The sequence below is a fragment of the uncultured Maricaulis sp. genome (genome assembly GCF_963975345.1).
In the GTDB taxonomy this organism is placed as follows: Bacteria; Pseudomonadota; Alphaproteobacteria; order Caulobacterales; family Maricaulaceae; genus Maricaulis.
Genome location: NZ_CAXBGE010000001.1, coordinates 14,185 through 31,652, shown reverse-complemented (window position 1 = coordinate 31,652; position 17,468 = coordinate 14,185). Strand labels below are relative to the sequence as shown.

At 62.8% G+C, this 17,468-nt stretch carries 14 protein-coding genes; 9 read left to right on the top strand and 5 right to left on the bottom strand.

The features are described 5' to 3' along the window. Window positions 1-77: 77 nt before the first annotated feature. Window positions 78-1,802, top strand: a complete 1,725-nt coding sequence (locus AAC029_RS00135) for a M28 family metallopeptidase (protein WP_339742523.1) — start codon at window positions 78-80, stop codon at window positions 1,800-1,802. An 82-nt stretch (window positions 1,803-1,884) separates the two neighbouring features. Here AAC029_RS00135 and AAC029_RS00130 read toward each other — a convergent pair whose 3' ends face one another. Beyond that, window positions 1,885-2,490: a helix-turn-helix transcriptional regulator gene (locus AAC029_RS00130; RefSeq protein WP_339743273.1), complete on the bottom strand. Its 606-nt coding sequence runs from the start codon at window positions 2,488-2,490 to the stop codon at window positions 1,885-1,887. Window positions 2,491-2,984: 494 nt separating this feature from the next. Here AAC029_RS00130 and AAC029_RS00125 point away from each other — a divergent pair, with 494 nt between their 5' ends. From AAC029_RS00125 to AAC029_RS00095, 7 genes are all read left to right on the top strand, one after another. Further along, complete coding sequence (locus AAC029_RS00125; protein ID WP_339742521.1) at window positions 2,985-3,419, top strand: NAD(P)H-dependent oxidoreductase subunit E; 435 nt, start codon at window positions 2,985-2,987, stop codon at window positions 3,417-3,419. Next, window positions 3,412-4,977, top strand: coding sequence for an NADH-ubiquinone oxidoreductase-F iron-sulfur binding region domain-containing protein (locus tag AAC029_RS00120; RefSeq protein ID WP_339742519.1), 1,566 nt, complete (start codon window positions 3,412-3,414; stop codon window positions 4,975-4,977). The genes AAC029_RS00125 and AAC029_RS00120 overlap by 8 nt, the downstream gene beginning before the upstream one ends. 4 nt (window positions 4,978-4,981) lie before the next feature. Continuing rightward, window positions 4,982-7,819: a formate dehydrogenase subunit alpha gene (gene fdhF / locus AAC029_RS00115; RefSeq protein ID WP_339742517.1), complete on the top strand. Its 2,838-nt coding sequence runs from the start codon at window positions 4,982-4,984 to the stop codon at window positions 7,817-7,819. 9 nt (window positions 7,820-7,828) lie between these two features. Beyond that, window positions 7,829-8,626, top strand: a complete 798-nt coding sequence (gene fdhD / locus AAC029_RS00110) for a formate dehydrogenase accessory sulfurtransferase FdhD (protein WP_339742515.1) — start codon at window positions 7,829-7,831, stop codon at window positions 8,624-8,626. Continuing rightward, complete coding sequence (locus AAC029_RS00105; RefSeq protein ID WP_339742513.1) at window positions 8,619-8,834, top strand: formate dehydrogenase subunit delta; 216 nt, start codon at window positions 8,619-8,621, stop codon at window positions 8,832-8,834. Before fdhD ends, AAC029_RS00105 begins: the two co-directional genes overlap by 8 nt. 22 nt (window positions 8,835-8,856) lie before the next feature. Continuing rightward, the gene (locus AAC029_RS00100; RefSeq protein WP_339742511.1) at window positions 8,857-10,527 is read left to right on the top strand and encodes a formate--tetrahydrofolate ligase; all 1,671 of its coding nucleotides are present in this window, start codon (window positions 8,857-8,859) and stop codon (window positions 10,525-10,527) included. Window positions 10,528-10,653: 126 nt separating this feature from the next. Further along, window positions 10,654-11,259, top strand: a complete 606-nt coding sequence (locus AAC029_RS00095; protein WP_339742509.1) for a PilZ domain-containing protein — start codon at window positions 10,654-10,656, stop codon at window positions 11,257-11,259. Here the strand turns inward: AAC029_RS00095 and AAC029_RS00090 are convergent, their stop codons facing one another. Both AAC029_RS00090 and AAC029_RS00085 read right to left on the bottom strand, forming a co-directional pair. After that, window positions 11,260-13,158: an ABC transporter transmembrane domain-containing protein gene (locus AAC029_RS00090; protein ID WP_339742507.1), complete on the bottom strand. Its 1,899-nt coding sequence runs from the start codon at window positions 13,156-13,158 to the stop codon at window positions 11,260-11,262. A 96-nt stretch (window positions 13,159-13,254) separates the two neighbouring features. Then, window positions 13,255-13,902 (bottom strand): class I SAM-dependent methyltransferase, encoded by a 648-nt coding sequence (locus AAC029_RS00085; protein ID WP_339742505.1) that lies wholly within the window; start codon window positions 13,900-13,902, stop codon window positions 13,255-13,257. Between the two features lie 123 nt (window positions 13,903-14,025). Between AAC029_RS00085 and AAC029_RS00080 the strand changes: the two genes are divergently transcribed. Beyond that, on the top strand, window positions 14,026-14,916 hold the full coding sequence (locus AAC029_RS00080) for a LysR family transcriptional regulator (RefSeq protein WP_339742503.1): 891 nt from the start codon (window positions 14,026-14,028) through the stop codon (window positions 14,914-14,916). 531 nt (window positions 14,917-15,447) lie between these two features. On the opposite strand, the gene AAC029_RS00075 is transcribed toward AAC029_RS00080, so the two are convergent. Together AAC029_RS00075 and AAC029_RS00070 are read right to left on the bottom strand one after the other, a co-directional pair. Further along, window positions 15,448-16,677: a hypothetical protein gene (locus AAC029_RS00075; RefSeq protein WP_339742501.1), complete on the bottom strand. Its 1,230-nt coding sequence runs from the start codon at window positions 16,675-16,677 to the stop codon at window positions 15,448-15,450. A gap of 136 nt (window positions 16,678-16,813) precedes the next feature. Beyond that, window positions 16,814-17,383, bottom strand: a complete 570-nt coding sequence (locus tag AAC029_RS00070; protein ID WP_339742498.1) for a 5-formyltetrahydrofolate cyclo-ligase — start codon at window positions 17,381-17,383, stop codon at window positions 16,814-16,816. Window positions 17,384-17,468: the final 85 nt, after the last annotated feature.

Genomic DNA, 17,468 nt, shown 5'->3' with positions numbered 1-17,468 from the left:
GCTTGCGCAAGTCTTGCTCCGGTGCACGATGTGCCACACAATTACATCGAAGCCCAACCGAATAAGGGGAAATCGGGATGAGATATATGGTTCTTGCCGCCGCGATTGGCGGACTGGCCCTCGCTGGCTGTAGCCAGCCGGCTGACGAAACGACTACCGACGCCGCGACCCATGCGGCTGACACAACAACCGAGACACACGCGGCGGCGTTCCAGCCCGCCGTGATGCCAACGACCGGCGATATCAATGAAGCCGATTTGCGCTACCGCATCTCGACCCTCGCCGATGACGGCTTTGAGGGCCGCGCTCCAGCCACGCCGGGTGGCATGGCCGCCAGTCAATGGGTCGCCGACGAAATGGCCCGGATTGGGCTCGAGCCTGGCTATCAGGGCAGTTATTTCCAGCCGGTTTCGCTGCTGGAAGTGACACTGGATACCGCCAGCTCGAATTTCGACGTCCTTTTCAACGGTGCACCGCTCGACCTGCGCATGGGCGACGATATCGTCTACTGGACCAAGCTGAACCAGCCGGAAGTCTCGGTTGCGGACAGCGATCTGGTGTTCGTCGGCTATGGCGTCGTCGCTCCGGAATATGGCTGGGACGATTATGCCGGCGTCGATGTCACGGGCAAGACCGTGGTGATGCTGGTCAATGATCCCGGCTATGCCAATCCCGACAGTGGTCTCTTCAACGGCAATGCCATGACCTATTACGGGCGTTGGACCTATAAATACGAAGAAGCTGCCCGGCAGGGCGCCGCCGCCGTCATCCTGATCCACCAGACCGCGCCAGCCTCTTATGGCTGGAATGTGATCACCGGGTCCTGGTCCGGCTCCCAGCTTGACCTGGCAAGGGCACCCGGCGAAGGCACATTTGCCGAGGTTGAGAGTTGGGTTACCGAAGATATCGCCCGGCATTTGTTCGAGCTTTCCGGCCTCGACTTCAACACGCTGACCGCCAGCGCGGCCCAGCCCGGCTTCACCGCCGTTCCGATGACCGGCCTGAGTGCCGGCGGCACGTTGCACAACACGACCCGCACGATGGATTCCCGTAATGTCGTCGGTGTGGTTCGCGGCACCGAACGGCCGGACGAATACGTGCTCTACACCGGCCATTGGGACCATCTCGGTCGCCGTGACGTGCCCGAAGGCGAAGACGGCATTTATAATGGCGCCGTCGACAATGCCTCCGGCACCGCTGCCATTCTGGAAATCGGCGAAGCCTTCGTCGCCAACCCACCAGAGCGCTCGGTAATGGTCATCGCCGTCACGGCGGAAGAATCCGGCCTGCTCGGTTCAGCCTATTACGGGGCACACCCGGTCGTGCCCTTCAGCCAGACCGTCGGCGGCATCAATATCGATGCGATCATGCCCGTCGGACCATCAAATGATGTCGTGGTTGTCGGCTTTGGCGCCTCTGAGCTTGAGGACATTCTCGCCGAAGAGGCTGCCCTGCAAGGTCGCCATCTCGCGCCAGACCCTAACCCGTCGGCAGGCTCCTTCTATCGCTCCGACCATATTTCGATCGCCAAGCACGGCGTGCCGATGCTCTACTCCGAAGGTGGAACCGATCTGGTCGATGGTGGCACCGCAGCGGGTGAAGCGGCCGGTGAAGACTACACCGTCAACCGCTACCACGCACCGAGCGACCAATATTCACCCGATTGGCGGATGGACGGCATGACCCAAACCGTCACGCTGCTCTATGATGTCGGCGCACAACTGGCCAATTCCGACGCTTGGCCAAACTGGTATGAGGGCAATGAATTCCGGGCTCTGCGTGACGCGCAACGTGGAAACTGAGCCAACACACCTGGTAAATACAAAGGGCGGCCCAGTGGGCCGCCCTTTTTTATGCTCTCACGCAGCGAACCAAGTCGCGCGATTAAAACGTCTTGCGGGTGACGATCTTTTGCCCACGCAGTTCCAACCGACGCTCATACTTGGCCGGGTCGAGCACAGCGCCCGAGTGCACACAATAAATTGCGCGCACCTCGGAGATGCGCGGCCAATGGATGAAGTCGCACAATAGCGCGGTTGTGCCGGAGCCATTGTTGATCTCGACCGTCCCGAGACTCTGCGCGAACACCAGATCGCTGCGGAACATGCCCTTGGTGCGCAGGGCCTCCATTGTCGCAGCGAAATCGCCGCCAAGAAAGCGGCTCGCCGGCCGGCCTTCGACCGCTTCGCGGGACACACCAAACAGCTCCAGCGCTCCGGCGGAAATCGCCTTGAACATGCCCATCGAGTCGGTGACGAATTCGATGCCGGGATTGAGCGTCACGAGGTCAACCCAGGTCGGCGCCGGTGCCACGACGAAAGCGTCCTGCACCAGTTCTGCCATACGGCGCTTGACCCGGTCGGGCGGATCCGACTCGCCATTCTCCCAGCGCGAAATCATCGCCTGGGTCACCCCGAGATCAGCTGCGAGCGCCGCCTGCTTCAACCGCTTCGACATCCGGAAATTCCGGATGATCGATGGCCAATTCACTTTGCTCGGCGCCCCGGCGAGATTGATGTCCTGTACCAAATGGCCCCCCTTAGGGCTTTACTCCAATTGTGATCCTGGCCGTCCCGCTGGTGGAGAAGGTCAGACGTTCTCACGCCACCGACACGCGCATATCCATCGACCGCAGCAGGCCCGTTCGCGATTCACGGTTTGCACATGGCTCGAACCGCAGTTTCACGAATTGTCTCTGCCAAACCGAGATCATAGCACCAACCTTTAGTTTCAACGCATTTTTTCCTCGCGTCAAAGAATCAAGCCGCCGACCTGTCGAATACTGTGTCGCTGAGGCCACGCAACGTCTCGGCGCACCCGCACAATCTCATTTTAACAGCTTGCCTGAGTCACTGGTGCAAATATCCAGTGCCATCCGCGCTGGCGGCGAAGCCCGGTTGAACTGGCGAAACCAGGGGGATGGCCATAAGCGAATTTCCGGCTAATGTCGCATACGCCATCCAATCATTTTTGCGGAGAACGGCTTGCCCCAGGCGGATATTGAAACAGCCAAACAGGTCTGCGCCCGGCATGATGACCGCGCCGAGGCGCTGATTGAAATCCTGCACGACGTCCAGACCCGGCACAAATGTGTCAGCGACGATGCAGCGCGCGTCATCGCGCACGAACTCAATATCTCCCGCGCCGAAATCCAAGGCGTGCGCAGCTTCTATGCGGATTTCACGACCGAACCGCACGATCCAAACCGCCTGCGCCTGTGCCGGGCCGAAGCCTGTCAGTCCGTTGGCGCTGACCGTCTCGCGGCCGAACTGGACAAGGCGGGCATCGCCCATGAAGCAGTCTATTGCCTGGGCAATTGCGCCCTTGGCCCCGCTGCCCTGATTGGCGAGACGCTGATCGGGCGTGCCTCGGTCGATGTGCTTGCCGCGGCGCTTGGAAAGGCGGACAGCGATGACTGAGCCGCTCACCCTTTATCTGCCCCGCGATGCCGCTGCCCGCTCGGTCGGCGCTGATGCGGTCGCTGACCGGCTTGAGGCCGTCGCCCAACAGCGTGGGATTGAGCTGTCGCTGATACGCACCGGATCGCGCGGCATGATGTGGCTCGAACCGCTTTTGGAGATTGAACGTGACGGAGTCCGCCAGGGTTTCGGGCCCGTCGGTGACGGCGATGTCGACGCCTTGTTCGATCAGGGTTTAGCCGACACCCACGCACTCGCACTTGGCCCCGTCGAGGCGCTGAGCTGGATGCAGGCCCAGACCCGCCTGCTCTACCGCCGCTGCGGTGTGATCGACCCGCTCGACCTGGACGCCTTCCAGGCGAGCGGCGGACTGACCGGTCTGCGCGCCGCCCTGGCCCAATCCCCGGCGGCGACCATCGAGGCAGTCACCGCCTCGGGCCTGCGCGGACGCGGTGGTGCGGGCTTTCCCGCCGGGATCAAATGGAAGACCGCCGCCGACGCGCCGGGCGGGCAGAAATATATCTGCTGCAATGCCGATGAAGGCGATAGTGGCACCTTCGCCGATCGTATGTTGATCGAAGGCGATCCGGGTCTGTTGATCGAAGGCATGGTCATCGCCGGCCTCGCCGTCGGCGCGACCCAGGGCCTGATCTATCTGCGCTCGGAATACCCCGACGCCATCGCAACATTGCGCGCCGCCATCTCTGCCTGGGAAAGTCGCGGATGGCTCGGCGATGATATTCTCGGCTCGGGCAAAAGCTTCCATCTCACCTTGCGGCGCGGCGCCGGATCCTATGTCTGCGGCGAAGAGAGCGCGATGCTCGAAAGCCTTGAGGGCAAGCGCGGCGAGGTCAGGGTCAAGCCACCCATCCCGGCGATTTCCGGCCTGTTCGGCAAGCCGACCATCGTCAATAACGTGCTCACGCTCGCCAGTGTGCCGGATATTCTCGCCAACGGCGCTACCGCCTATCAGGCGCTTGGCAATGAGCGTTCGCGCGGCACCCAGGCCTTCCAGCTGGCCGGCAATATCAAACGCGGCGGCTTGTTTGAAGCGCCCTTCGGGCTCTCCCTGCGTGAACTGATCGAGACCCATGGCGGCGGCACCCGGTCGGGGCGGCCGATCCGCGCCGTCCAGGTCGGCGGCCCGCTCGGGGCCTATTTGCCCGCCTCGATGCTGGACCTGCCCCTGGAATATGAAGCCTTTGCCGCCGCCGGGGCGATGCTCGGTCATGGCGGGATTGTTGTGTTTGACGATACGGTCGACATGGCGCGGCAAGCGGAATTCGCGATGGAATTCTGCGCCGAGGAAAGTTGCGGCAAGTGTACGCCCTGCCGCATCGGCTCTGTGCGTGGTGCCGAGACCCTGGCCAAGGTTCGGCGCGGCGAGGATGTCGAGGCCAATCTCGCTCTGGTCGAGGAGCTGTGCACCGTCCTCACCGATGGCTCGCTCTGCGCCATGGGCGGGCTGACACCGATGCCGGTGATGAGCGTCCTGCGCCATTTCCGCGAGGACTTCCAACCCCGGCCACTACAGTCAGATAAAACGGTGGTAGACTAGGATCATGGCTAGCCGCAAAGCGTCAGATTTCGGAACCCCGGCCAAGACGGGCGAACCGAGTGTCAGCCTCGAGATTGATGGTAAGCGCGTCTTCGTGCCGGCCGGCACATCGATCATGCGCGCCGCGGCCCAGACCGATGCCCGAATTCCCAAGCTTTGCGCCACTGACAGCCTGCAGCCGTTTGGATCCTGCCGCATGTGCCTAGTCGAGATTGACGGCCGCAAGGGCACGCCGGCTTCGTGCACCACACCGGTCGCAGAGGGCCTGAAAGTCACCACCCAGTCGCCGCGTCTGGAAGCCCTGCGCCGCGGCATTATGGAACTCTATATCTCCGACCACCCGCTCGATTGCCTGACCTGTTCGGCTAATGGCGATTGCGAGCTTCAGGACACCGCCGGCGAAGTGGGCCTGCGCGAGGTGCGCTATGGTTTTGATGGCGAGAACCATCTCGATGAAGGCATCGATGCCTCCAATCCCTATTTCCAGTTTGACGGTTCGAAATGCATTGTCTGTTCGCGCTGCGTCAGGGCCTGTGACGAAGTCCAGGGCACGCTGGCGCTGACGATCGAGGGGCGCGGCTTCAATTCCAAGGTTACCGCCAGCCTCGGCGAGAGCTTCTTCGACAGCGAATGCGTCTCCTGCGGTGCCTGTGTCCAAGCCTGCCCGACTGCGACATTGATGGAGAAGTCCATTGTCGAGCACGGCCTGCCCCGGCGTGAAGTGAAGACGACCTGCGCCTATTGCGGCGTCGGCTGTTCCTTCATCGCCGAGCTGCAGGGTGATGAAGTAGTGCGCATGACACCCGACCGCGATGGCGGCGCCAATGAGGGTCATTCCTGCGTCAAGGGCCGCTTCGCCTGGGGCTATGCCACGCATCAGGAACGGCGCCTCTCGCCGATGGTGCGCGAGACTATCACCGACCCCTGGCGCGAATGCAGCTGGGACGAGGCGATTGAATTTGCCACCAGCCGATTGCGTCGTATCCAGGCCGAACACGGCACCGGTTCCATTGGCGGCATCACCTCATCGCGCTGCACCAATGAAGAGGTCTATGTCGTCCAGAAAATGGTCCGCGCCGCCTTCGGCAATAATAATGTCGATACATGCGCCAGGGTCTGCCATTCGCCGACCGGTTATGGACTGAGCGCGACGCTGGGTACTTCGGCGGGGACCCAGGATTTCAAATCGGTTGAGCAGGCCGATGTCATTCTGGTGATCGGCGCCAATCCGACCGACGCGCATCCCGTCTTCGCCTCACGCATGAAACGGCGCCTGCGCGCCGGGGCCAAGCTGATCGTGATCGATCCGCGCCGCATCGATCTGGTGCGCGCTCCCCATATCAGCGCGGCGCATCACCTGCAGCTGCGCCCGGGCACCAATGTCGCCGTCATCAATGCCCTCGCCCACGTCATCGTCACCGAGGGCTTGGTCGACGAGGCCTTTGTCGCCGAGCGTTGCGAAGATGAGAGTTTCAAACGCTGGGTCGATTTCATCCGCGATGCCAGCAATTCACCCGAATCCGTCGAGGCGGTCAGTGGCGTACCGGCGCAAGACCTGCGCGAGGCGGCGAGGCTCTATGCCACGGGCGGCAATGGCGCGATCTATTACGGGCTCGGCGTCACCGAACACTCACAAGGTTCCTCCATGGTGATGGGCATGGCCAATCTGGCGATGGCGACCGGCAATTTTGGCAAGGATGGCGTCGGGATCAATCCGCTGCGGGGCCAGAATAATGTCCAGGGCTCATGCGATATGGGCTCCTTCCCGCACGAATTCCCCGGCTACCGCCATGTCGCCGACGATATCGTCAGAGGCACATTCGAGCAGGCCTGGGGCCGCGAATTGCTGGCCGAGCCGGGTCTGCGCATTCCCAACATGTTCTCCGCCGCCCTCAATGGCACCTTCCGCGGCCTCTACATCCAGGGCGAGGATATCGCCCAATCCGATCCCGACAGCCACCATGTTCTGGCGGCCTTGCGGGCGATGGATTGCGTCATCGTGCAGGACCTGTTCGTCAATGAAACGGCGGCCTATGCCCATGTCTTCCTACCCGGAACTTCCTTCCTCGAAAAGGACGGCACATTCATCAATGCCGAGCGCCGCATCAACCGGGTCCGCCCGGCCATGCCGGAGCGCCAGGGCCTGTCGGAATGGGAGACGGTCTGCCGCCTGTCCACGGCGATGGGCTTCCCGATGCATTACGACAATGCCGCCGCGATCATGGACGAGATCGCCGTCCTGACGCCGACCTTCGCCGGGGTCAGTTTCGAGCGGCTCGATAACGGTCCCTCGATCCAGTGGCCCTGCAATGAAGCGGCACCCGACGGCACGCCAGTGATGCATATTGACAGCTTCGTGCGCGGCAAGGGCCGTTTCATGATGACGCAATATGTGCCGACCGAGGAACGCTCCAACCGGCACTTCCCGCTTTTGCTGACCACGGGCCGCATCCTCAGCCAGTATAATGTCGGTGCCCAGACCCGGCGGACCGAGAATTGCCGCTGGCATGACGAGGATGAGCTGGAAATCCACCCGGCTGATGCGGAAATGCGCGGCGTCGCCGATGGCGATATGGTCTCCCTCTCGAGCCGCAAGGGCGCGATCACGGTACGGGTCACAATCACCGACCGCGTGCCGCCTGGCATCGTCTACACCACCTTCCATCACCCGGAGACCGGCGCCAATGTCGTCACCACCGAGCTGTCCGACTGGGCGACCAGCTGCCCGGAATACAAGGTGACTGCGGTGCAGGTTTCGCCATCCAACATGCCGTCCGACTGGCAGGCCGAGCGCGAGCGACGCGCCCACCGCGCCGTGCGCGTCATGCCGGCTGCGGAATAGGTTTCAGGCGTGGCGAGCCCTTCTATCCCTGTCAGCCGGCGCGCGAGCGTCTATTCGTCCGCCCCGGTGCCGCGCGGCTGGGGGATCGCCGAAGAAGTCCCGGTCGAAATCGGATTCAATGGCACCGCCTGGACCGTGATGATGGCGACGCCGGCCGATATCGAAGACCTCGCCATCGGCCTGGCCCTGACCGAGGGAGCAGTGGCGGGCGGGCGCGATATCGACGGAGTCGATGTGCGCCAATGGCCCGAAGGCCTCACCGCCGACATCCGCATCGCGCCTGAATTGCTGCGCAGCGAAAGAGTGCACCGCCGCGCGCTTGATGGCCGTACCGGTTGCGGCCTGTGCGGCATCGAAAAACTCGCCGATCTGCAGGCGCCACCGGTCGCCGTGCCACCCGGTCCGGTGATCGCGCCAACGGCCATTCGCGCCGCGCTTGGTGCCCTGCCCGATCACCAGCACCTGAACCGCGAAACCCGCAGCGTCCACGGCGCCGCTTGGTGCCGTACCGATGGCGAGATTATCCTCGTGCGCGAGGATGTTGGCCGCCATAATGCGCTCGACAAGCTGGCCGGCGCCCGCCTGCGTCATGGCGAAACGACTGATGAGGGCTTTGTCGTGATGAGCAGCCGTTGCAGTTTCGAGCTCGTATTCAAGGCGGCGCGTATGCGGGCAGCCCTGCTCGCTGCGCAGTCCGCCCCGACCGGACGGGCGCTTGATCTGGCACAGCGATTGAGCCTGCCGATCGCCGCGACCGGATCGCGCGGCGCGATTGTTTTCTTTGCCCCGGAGCGTGCCGATGAATGATGCAAACCTGCTCCGGATGGCCGACCAGATTGCCGATTTCTACACGCCCTATACCGAAGCCGAGGCGATTGAGGGCGTCGCCGTTCACTTAAGGAAATTCTGGGACCCGAGCATGCGGGATCGTTTGATCACGCTGTCGAAAGCCCCCGATGCCGGGCTGCGCCCGATCATCGCCGCCGCGATCACGCGGTTGATTGCCCTGCCCTGACACAAAGCGGATCGAGCCGACCATGAAAACCGATATTGAAGTCGCCCGTGCGGCAAGCGTGCTGCCAATCGCCGAAATCGCAGCCCGTCTCGACATTCCCGTCGATGCCATCGCCCAGTACGGCACCGACAAGGCCAAGCTGACAGCGCCCTTCCTCGCCAGTCTCGAGGGCAAGCCCGACGGGCATCTCATCCTGGTCACCGCGATCAATCCAACCCCGGCGGGCGAGGGCAAGACCACGACCACGGTCGGGCTCGGCGATGCGCTCAACCGGATCGGCAAGAAAGCGGCGATCTGTATCCGCGAACCTTCCCTGGGACCGTGCTTCGGCATGAAGGGCGGCGCGGCAGGCGGCGGCCATGCCCAGGTCGTGCCAATGGAGGATATCAATCTCCACTTCACCGGCGATTTCCACGCCATCACCTCGGCGAATAATTTGCTGTCGGCGATGATCGAGAACCATATCTATTGGGGCAATGCGCTCGAGATCGATCAGCGACGCATCGTCTGGCGCCGCGTCGTCGACATGAATGATCGCGCCTTGCGCCAGATCACCACCTCGCTCGGCGGCGCGACCAATGGCTTTCCTGGCGAGTCCGGCTTTGACATCACCGTCGCCTCCGAGGTGATGGCCATTTTATGCCTGGCCAAGGATCTGGAGGATCTGCAACGCCGGCTCGGCGATATCATTGTCGCCTACCGTCGTGACAAGAGCGCCATCACCTGCCGCGAATTGAAGGCCGATGGCGCGATGACGGTGCTGCTGAAAACCGCGATGCAGCCCAATCTGGTGCAGACGCTGGAGAATAACCCCGCCTTCATCCATGGCGGCCCGTTTGCCAATATCGCCCATGGCTGCAATTCGGTCATCGCGACCCGCTCGGCGCTGAAGCTGGCCGATTACGTCGTCACCGAGGCCGGTTTCGGTGCCGATCTCGGGGCCGAGAAATTCTTCGACATCAAATGCCGCAAAGCGGGGCTCAAGCCCAAAGCCGTGGTGCTTGTCGCCACGATCCGGGCGCTGAAAATGAATGGCGGCGTCGCGAAGGACGGTCTTGGAACCGAGAATGTCGCCGCCGTCCAAGAGGGTTGCGCCAATCTGGGCCGGCATCTGGAAAACCTTGCCAAATTCGGTGTCCCGGCAGTCGTTGCGATCAATCATTTCACCGCCGACACCGAGGCCGAAATTGAAGCCGTCAAAGCCTATGTCGCGCGGCTGGGCCGCAAGGCCATCGTCTGCCGCCACTGGGCCGATGGCGGAGCCGGTGCCGAAGAACTCGCGGCCAAAGTAGTCAAGCTGGTTGAGGGCGGCAGTGCCAGCTTCAAGCCGATCTATCCTGATGACATGCCCCTGTTCGAAAAGATCGAAACGATTGCGCACGAGATCTACCGCGCCGACGGCGTCAGCGCCGACAAGGCGGTGCGCGACCAGTTGAGCGCCTGGGAAGCGGCCGGTTTCGGGCATTTGCCGGTCTGCATGGCCAAGACCCAATACAGTTTCACCACCGACCCGGAACGGCGCGGCGCGCCCGATGGCCATACCCTGTCGATCCGCGAAGTGCGTCTCGCCGCCGGGGCCGGCTTCATTGTCGTGATCTGCGGTCAGATCATGACCATGCCCGGCCTGCCGCGAGTGCCTTCGGCGGAGAGCATCGGGCTGGATTCTGATGGCAATGTCGTGGGCTTGTTCTAGCCACCGCCGGTCAACGGCTGATCACGCTACGCGGCCATTTGGTTGCATAGAGAAATTATGCCTGTTTAGAGTTTATAGAGATATTTGGACCCAACATCATCTCCCGGCAATTGGGAGTTTTGTGCCGTGACCGCAAATTGCAATCAAACCGCTCAGACCAGCGGCGATGCCCTCCCCGCTGGCGTCAACCTTTCCCGCCGTTCGCACGAGCGCACGCCGCTCCGCCTGCATGGCAGCTACCGCACCGGAGCCCGCGACGCTGAGATGGCCCTGATGGTCGCCGATGTCTCGCCAGGCGGGGCGCGCCTGCTGGCGGCTGACATTCCGACGCTCGACGCCGAAGTCATCATGAAGATTTCCAGCCTCGGCTGCCTGACCGGCAGGGTGGTGCGGGCCTCGGTTGAGGAATTTTCGGTGCAATTCACTCACTGCTCAGCCGAGCGCGAACGGATGGCGGCCTCGATCGCCTGGAATTTCAACAAATCGCGGCTCGGTCTCGCAGACCGTCGCGGTGCCGGCAGCGATCCGGTCGATGTTTGCGACCCGGTCGAGTTTTCCGATGGCGGCCGGATCGAGGCCGAGATCACCGAGCTGACCCTCTCCGGCGCGACCTTTCGCTGCGCCCGAGCAGTGGAAGTCGGCGAGCCGGTCCGGATCGGTGCGCTGACCGGAAGCGTCGTCAAGCTGATGGATAACGGCTTCGCCGTCGTGTTCGACCCACCGGAAAATTGATCAGGCGTCGGCGAGGACTTCATCGTCCTCGGGCACGGTGAATTGTAGCTCGATATAGCGTGCATAAAGCCCGCCACGCGCGAGCAATTCGGTGTGCGTGCCCTGGTCGATAATGCGGCCGCCCTCAAGCACCACGATGAAATCCGCCTTGCGCACCGTCGCCAGACGGTGGGCGATGACGATCGTCGTGCGGTTACGCGACAGGGCTTCAAACGCGGTCTGGATCACCAGCTCGCTTTCGGAATCCAGCGCACTGGTGGCTTCGTCCAGCAGCAGGATCGGCGCATCGCGCAGGATCGCCCGGGCAATCGCGAGGCGCTGGCGCTGGCCGCCGGACAGGGTGCGGGCATTCTCGCCGAGCTGAGTCTCATAGCCCTCCGGCAACGCCATGATGAAGTCGTCGGCATTGGCGGCCTTGGCGGCCGCAATCACCTCGTCCAGCGTCGCGCCGGCCCGACCGAAGCGGATATTGTCGGCGACTGAACCACCGAATAGCGGCGCATTCTGCTGCACGATCGACATCGCATTGCGCAGCTCGGTCGGGTCGAGCTGGCTGATATCGACCCCATCAACGCGCAGCTGGCCCGACGCCGGATCATAAAGTCGCAGCAGAAGCTGGAACATGGTGCTCTTGCCGGCACCGGACGGCCCGACCAGGGCGACGGTCTGGCCCGGCTTCACGGTCAGGGAAATCTCCTCCAGCGCCAGAGTTTCCGGACGCGTTGGATAAGCAAAGGAGACAGCCTCGAAGCCGATCTCGCCGCGCACGGGTGCGGTAAGGTGCTGCGGCTCATCCGGCACAGCGATATCGGGCTTGGCGGCGAGCAATTCCATCAGGCGCTCGGTCGCACCGGCGGCGCGCATCACTTCGGTATAGGTCTCGGTCAGCATGCCGACGCCGCTGACGGCGACGAAGGCATACATCACAAACTGGGTCATCGCGCCCGGCGTGATGCCGCCCGACTGGACCTGGATGGCGCCAAACCACAACACCGCGATCAGGCCCGACAGGATCACCGTAAAGATGATCGCCGTCATATAGGCGCGCACCTCGATGCGGGCGAGCGAGACCTTGAAGGTGGTCTCAACCGCCTCGGCAAAACGGCTCCGCTCCTCCGGTTCGCGAGTGAAGGCCTGCACGGTCTCAATCGCCTGCAGGCTTTCGCTGGCGCGAGCCGAGGCATCAGCGAGATTGTCCTGGCTTGAGCGCGACAGGCGCTGCACCCGGCGTCCGAACAACAGGATCGGTCCGATAATCACCGGCCCCAGCGCCAACACCATCAAAGCGAGCTGCCAGTTGACGACGACCATCAGGATCAGCGCCCCGGTCGTGGTCGCGACCGTGCGCAGTGCGACGGAGACCGAGGAGCCGACTACGGTCTGGATCAGCGTCGTATCGGTCGTCAGGCGGGAGAGCACTTCGCCGGTACGGGTGGTGGCGTAAAATGTCGGGCTGAGTGAGAGCAGATGATCGAACACATTGCGCCGCAGATCGGCCACGACCCGCTCGCCCAGACGGCTGATGAAATAGAAGCGCATCGCACTGGCCAATCCGAGCAGCGCCGCAACCGCGATCCCGACCAGGAAATAGGCCGACAGTCCCGAACCGACCGAAAACGCGCTGCACATCGCCGAATCGGACGCGCCGGCAAAGCCGCAATCAACCACCAGCCGGAAGGCGCCGGGCAGGATAAGCGTCAAGCTGGAGGCGAGCACCAGAAACAGGGTGAAGGCCGCCAGCAGACCGGGATAGGCCAGCACATAAGGCAAGAGCCGCCGCAGGGGCTTGGCGCTGCGCGCCTTGGCCCGATGCGTCGCATCGCGTTCCATTTCGGAGGCGAAGCTGGAGCCCCGGTCGGTATCGGCGCGATGTTCAGCAGTCTGCGATGTCTCGGCCAAGGGGGTCTCCATGGATCGATCTGGGGGATGCGGCAAGGTTGGAGTTTTCATATAGGACGTTCGGCGCGCGCTTGCACCGGGTGATGCGGCAGCGGCTCAGTTCGCTGGCTTGCGGGCGACGATGAAAACCGCGACAGCCTTGTCCGGTCGCCATTGATGCTCGATCTCGAAACCGGCCTGCTGCAGGCTTTTCACCAATTGCGCCGCCGTGAAAATGCGCAGCATCGGGAACAGGCCGAAGAAGCGTCCGATTGGTGCGATCAGGCCGAAAAACCACAGCTTCTCGCCCAGGCAGGCCGTGCTGGAGATGAAGACACCGCCGGGTTTGACCAGCGCGTAGACACGGGCGATCGCCGCGTCACGGTCCTCCAGCAAATGTAGAATGCTCAGCCCGAGCACGGCGGCGTAGCGCTCCGGCGCCGCCTCGATATCGTCAAACCCGACCCGTTCGAAACTGATATTCTCGACCTTCGCCTCGACCGCCCGCCCCCGGGCAATCTCAAGCATTTCGCCGGACAGGTCGGTGGCGTGGATGTGTTTCACAAAGGGCGCATGGCTGACCGCCGTCATGCCGGTGCCACAGCCAAATTCCAGCACCTCCATCTCGGGGCTGAAATGGCGACGCGTGATCTCGAGCTTGGTCTGGTAGGCCGCCTCATCGCTGATCGGGTTGTTGGCATATTTCGCCGCCAGACGGTCCCAAAAACGCTGGTCCTTGCTGAGGGCTTTGGATTGAGAACTCATCGGTTTCACCTTTTCCGGCGCTGCGCCGGGTTACGGCCGCCAATCTGATTGTTGAAACCTGTCTATCCATACAAAAACCGAAGGTACATTGCCGAATAATGCGATGCTGCTATACACAAAACGATGAATTGGCCCGCCATCGCCTTCGACTGGAATCAGATCCGCGCCTTCCTCGCCACCGTCGAGGAGGGCTCGTTTTCGGCTGCGGCCCGCGCCCTCGGCCAAACCCAGCCGACCTTGAGCCGCCAGATTTCCGCCCTTGAAGGCGAGCTCGGCATCACCCTGTTCGAGCGCGGCCATCGCGCCATGGTGCTGACCGAGCCGGGCCGCGCCCTGCTCGAGCCGGTGCGGGCTATGGCCGAGGCCGCGACACGCATCTCGCTGACGGCTTCGGGGCAATCGCTGCAGATCGCCGGCCGCGTCTCCCTCACCGCCACCAATAGTATGGCGACGCAATTCCTGCCGCCGGTCGTGGCCAAGTTGCGCCAGCTAGCGCCGGAGATCGAACTGGAAATCATCGCCTCCAACGAGGTGCGCGACCTGACCCTGCGCGAGGCCGACATCGCGATCCGACATGCCCGCCCGGAACAACCGGAGCTGATCGGCAAGCTGTTGCGCGAGACGCGGGCCTGGTTCTACGCCAGCACCACTTTTCTCAACCGCCATGGCCGCCCGCAATCGGCCGCCGATCTCACCGGTTATGACTTTATCGGCTTCGACCAGAATGAGCGCTTCCTGCCCTACCTCAATGATCTCGGCCTCTCGCTCACCCTGCGCAATTTCAAGCTCAATACCGGCAGCGACACGGTGATGGTTGAATTGATCCGTCAGGGTCTCGGAATCGGCATGCTGACCGAGGACATGGCCGCCCTCCACCCCGAACTGGAACGCGCCCTGCCCAGCCTGCCGCCAATCCCGGTCCCGATCTGGCTCGTCACCCATCGCGAGCTGCACACCAGCAGGCGCATCAGACTGGTGTTCGACCTGCTGGCCCAGGAGCTGGGGCGCAGGTGAGCCACACCAAAATCTCCACGCCGCGAGCGGCTGGAGGGATAAGTGGCCCTCCCGGGTGGGAGGTGTGTGGGACGCCGGCGGATGCCGGAGTTGATGGTGTAGTTGAGTGTGACATCCGGGACGTCCCACACGTGGAGATTTGTTCAGGCCCCTTGCGGGCCCTGCCTCGAAATGACCGGGGACGCACGGTCGAGCCCTGATGCCGCTCTTCCCCAATCATGGCCTCACCGGAACTTGGGCTGTCAAACCTTCGTGCGGATGAGCTCCACGCTTCCGAGCGCCGCGAATGACTGAGCTCACGCCTCCCGTGCGACCGGAACAGCTGAAGCATACGCGCAGGCTTGGGGGGTGGGGATAAGTTGGCCTAAAATCCGTCATCCTGACGCCAGTCAGGACCTCGATTTCACAGGCTCCGCACTTGTCACGTCTAGGTCCTGACTTGCGTCAGGATGACGTGGGATCATTTTCGGAGGGTGGGGGTAAGTCGCATTGCTCCACCGCCAACCACAAGCTCAAAATCAAAACGCATTGTCATCCCGAAATCGGTGTCAGCGATGCGTTTGCGCGCTGGTATACCCAGAAGGCATCCTCGCCGCCATCGGATCTGACGCGCAATATGATGTGGGAGAGGTCCTGGTCCCAGTCGATCATTTCAAACGGAAGCTGGTGCCGAAGTGCTTCGAGCTCGTTTGCCAATTGGTTGAAATCCTCGGCCCAATACCAATCGCCACCCCCCGCGCCCAGCCAGCGCAGGCCAACCACGCGGCTGGTGCGCCAGTCGAGCAGGAAGCCATCGAAATCCACCTTGGCGCCTTCGAACAGCGGCCGGCCGATCTCGCCGCTCGTGAGATCTAGGCGATGAATGATCAGACCATCCTCGCCAACCGCGTCCGCAAGGGTCACCGTCTCGCCGGAATAATCCAAACCGGCCGTGGTACCGCGCACCACCGACCATTTGCGGTAACCCCGGTCCGGCTCGAAACCAGCCGCGTCCCACTCGTCTCCGAGATCAAGATAGACCCGATGCCAAGTCTGGTCATCAGATCGGGTCCAAATGGTCCGGCCATTATAGATGCTCAACCCGAGGATTGCCCGGCCGAGCGTGTCAAAGCCCACAGACGAGCCATAGCTGGCCGGGGTTGGGCCGGGTGGGGGTACATATCGGCCATCAAGGGACACATTGGCATCCGTATAGCGGATCAGATATTCCGGGCGCATATCGCTTCCCATATCGTAAAGCACATCACCCACATACGGATTGGTGTTTTCCCGGTACGCTTCCATTATGACGAGACGATCAGGGGCTTCGACGGCCAATGCTGCGACCCGGGAACTGCCCGACAAGGGCTCGACGTCCCGATTCTCCAGGTCGAAAATAAACTGCCGCGCAAAAACATCGTGCTCGCCCGAGCGGATGACCCGGGCCCGGCTTGCTACCGTCAGCAGCAAATGAGTATCGGACAAATAGCTGACGCCGACATAACTGCGTGACTCCTCGACCGCCCTCGGCCCTTCATCCCCTATGGTCCGAAACCGGCGGGCGATGTCGAGCGTATCAAGTCTCAGCGACACAGAACCCGTTCCGGTACCGTCGGAGGGCCCGACTTCAAGGAACGCCACATCATCCAGCACCCGAATATAGGCCAATCTGGATCCATCCGGCGAAATCGCTGCGTCGAAGACACGACCGTTCTGGGCGCTGGAGGCCGCGCTGACACTGGCAAGCGCGAGCCCGATTAGCCACGTCCAAAATCCACGCATATTCAACGCCCCCCGGAACCGGCAAACAACAACTCAGAGAAATAAGGTGCATCAAAACCCGAGTTGCGTGCAAGAAAATTTGCGTGCGGGACCCGCGCTGACTGGTGTGGTGATTAATCGCGCCCGGCCGCCAGCATTACCCAAGGCGACCGGTGCGCGCCCCGGTCACGACCCAATCCAGCGGCTGATCGAACTCATCCACCGGCACTGCCGCAACCATTTGCGCCTCATGGGCCAGCCCGACCGCTAGCGGCGCGGCGGCAGCGCGCAAGCCGGCAAGCGTACGATCGTAATAGCCCTTACCGAAGCCGAGGCGATTGCCGTCGGGGTCGATGGCGAGCAGAGGCACCAGCAAAATATCCGGAACGAGTTCCGGCGCGCGGGCCGACGGTTCCATCAGGCCGAAGGCGCGAGGCTCAAGCGCATCGCCGGGCTGCCAAGCGCGGAAGATCAGCGGCGAACCGGGCGCGACGATAACCGGCAGGGCCAGGCGTGCGCCGCGCTCCGCCAACGCGACCATCAGCGGACGCGGATCAATCTCGCCAGGCAAAGGCCAATAGCCGGAAACCACCGCACCGGGCGCCAGGAGCTCAAACGGGAAGTGTGCCACCAGCCGCTCGCCGGCATCGGGGTCAGTCTTATGGGCGCTCTGGCGCGCCACAAGGGCGCGCCGCCGCAACTCGTCTTTGAGCGCTTGCAAATTCATGTGGCGGCTCCACCTGCGCCGGCAAGGCATGTAAATCCCCACTGACCCGACGGTGCAGGTGGGCGCCGCTTACAGAGGACCAGGG

Excerpts from the sequence above, each read along its gene's own strand:
- AAC029_RS00135 (WP_339742523.1), top strand. The coding sequence starts at position 78 with ATGAGATATATGGTTCTTGCCGCCGCGATTGGCGGACTGGCCCTCGCT.
- AAC029_RS00120 (WP_339742519.1), top strand. The coding sequence starts at position 3,412 with ATGACTGAGCCGCTCACCCTTTATCTGCCCCGCGATGCCGCTGCCCGC.
- fdhF (WP_339742517.1), top strand. The coding sequence starts at position 4,982 with ATGGCTAGCCGCAAAGCGTCAGATTTCGGAACCCCGGCCAAGACGGGC.
- AAC029_RS00105 (WP_339742513.1), top strand. The coding sequence starts at position 8,619 with ATGAATGATGCAAACCTGCTCCGGATGGCCGACCAGATTGCCGATTTC.
- AAC029_RS00100 (WP_339742511.1), top strand. The coding sequence starts at position 8,857 with ATGAAAACCGATATTGAAGTCGCCCGTGCGGCAAGCGTGCTGCCAATC.
- AAC029_RS00085 (WP_339742505.1), bottom strand. The coding sequence starts at position 13,902 with ATGAGTTCTCAATCCAAAGCCCTCAGCAAGGACCAGCGTTTTTGGGAC.
- AAC029_RS00080 (WP_339742503.1), top strand. The coding sequence starts at position 14,026 with ATGAATTGGCCCGCCATCGCCTTCGACTGGAATCAGATCCGCGCCTTC.
- AAC029_RS00075 (WP_339742501.1), bottom strand. The coding sequence starts at position 16,677 with ATGCGTGGATTTTGGACGTGGCTAATCGGGCTCGCGCTTGCCAGTGTC.
- AAC029_RS00070 (WP_339742498.1), bottom strand. The coding sequence starts at position 17,383 with ATGAATTTGCAAGCGCTCAAAGACGAGTTGCGGCGGCGCGCCCTTGTG.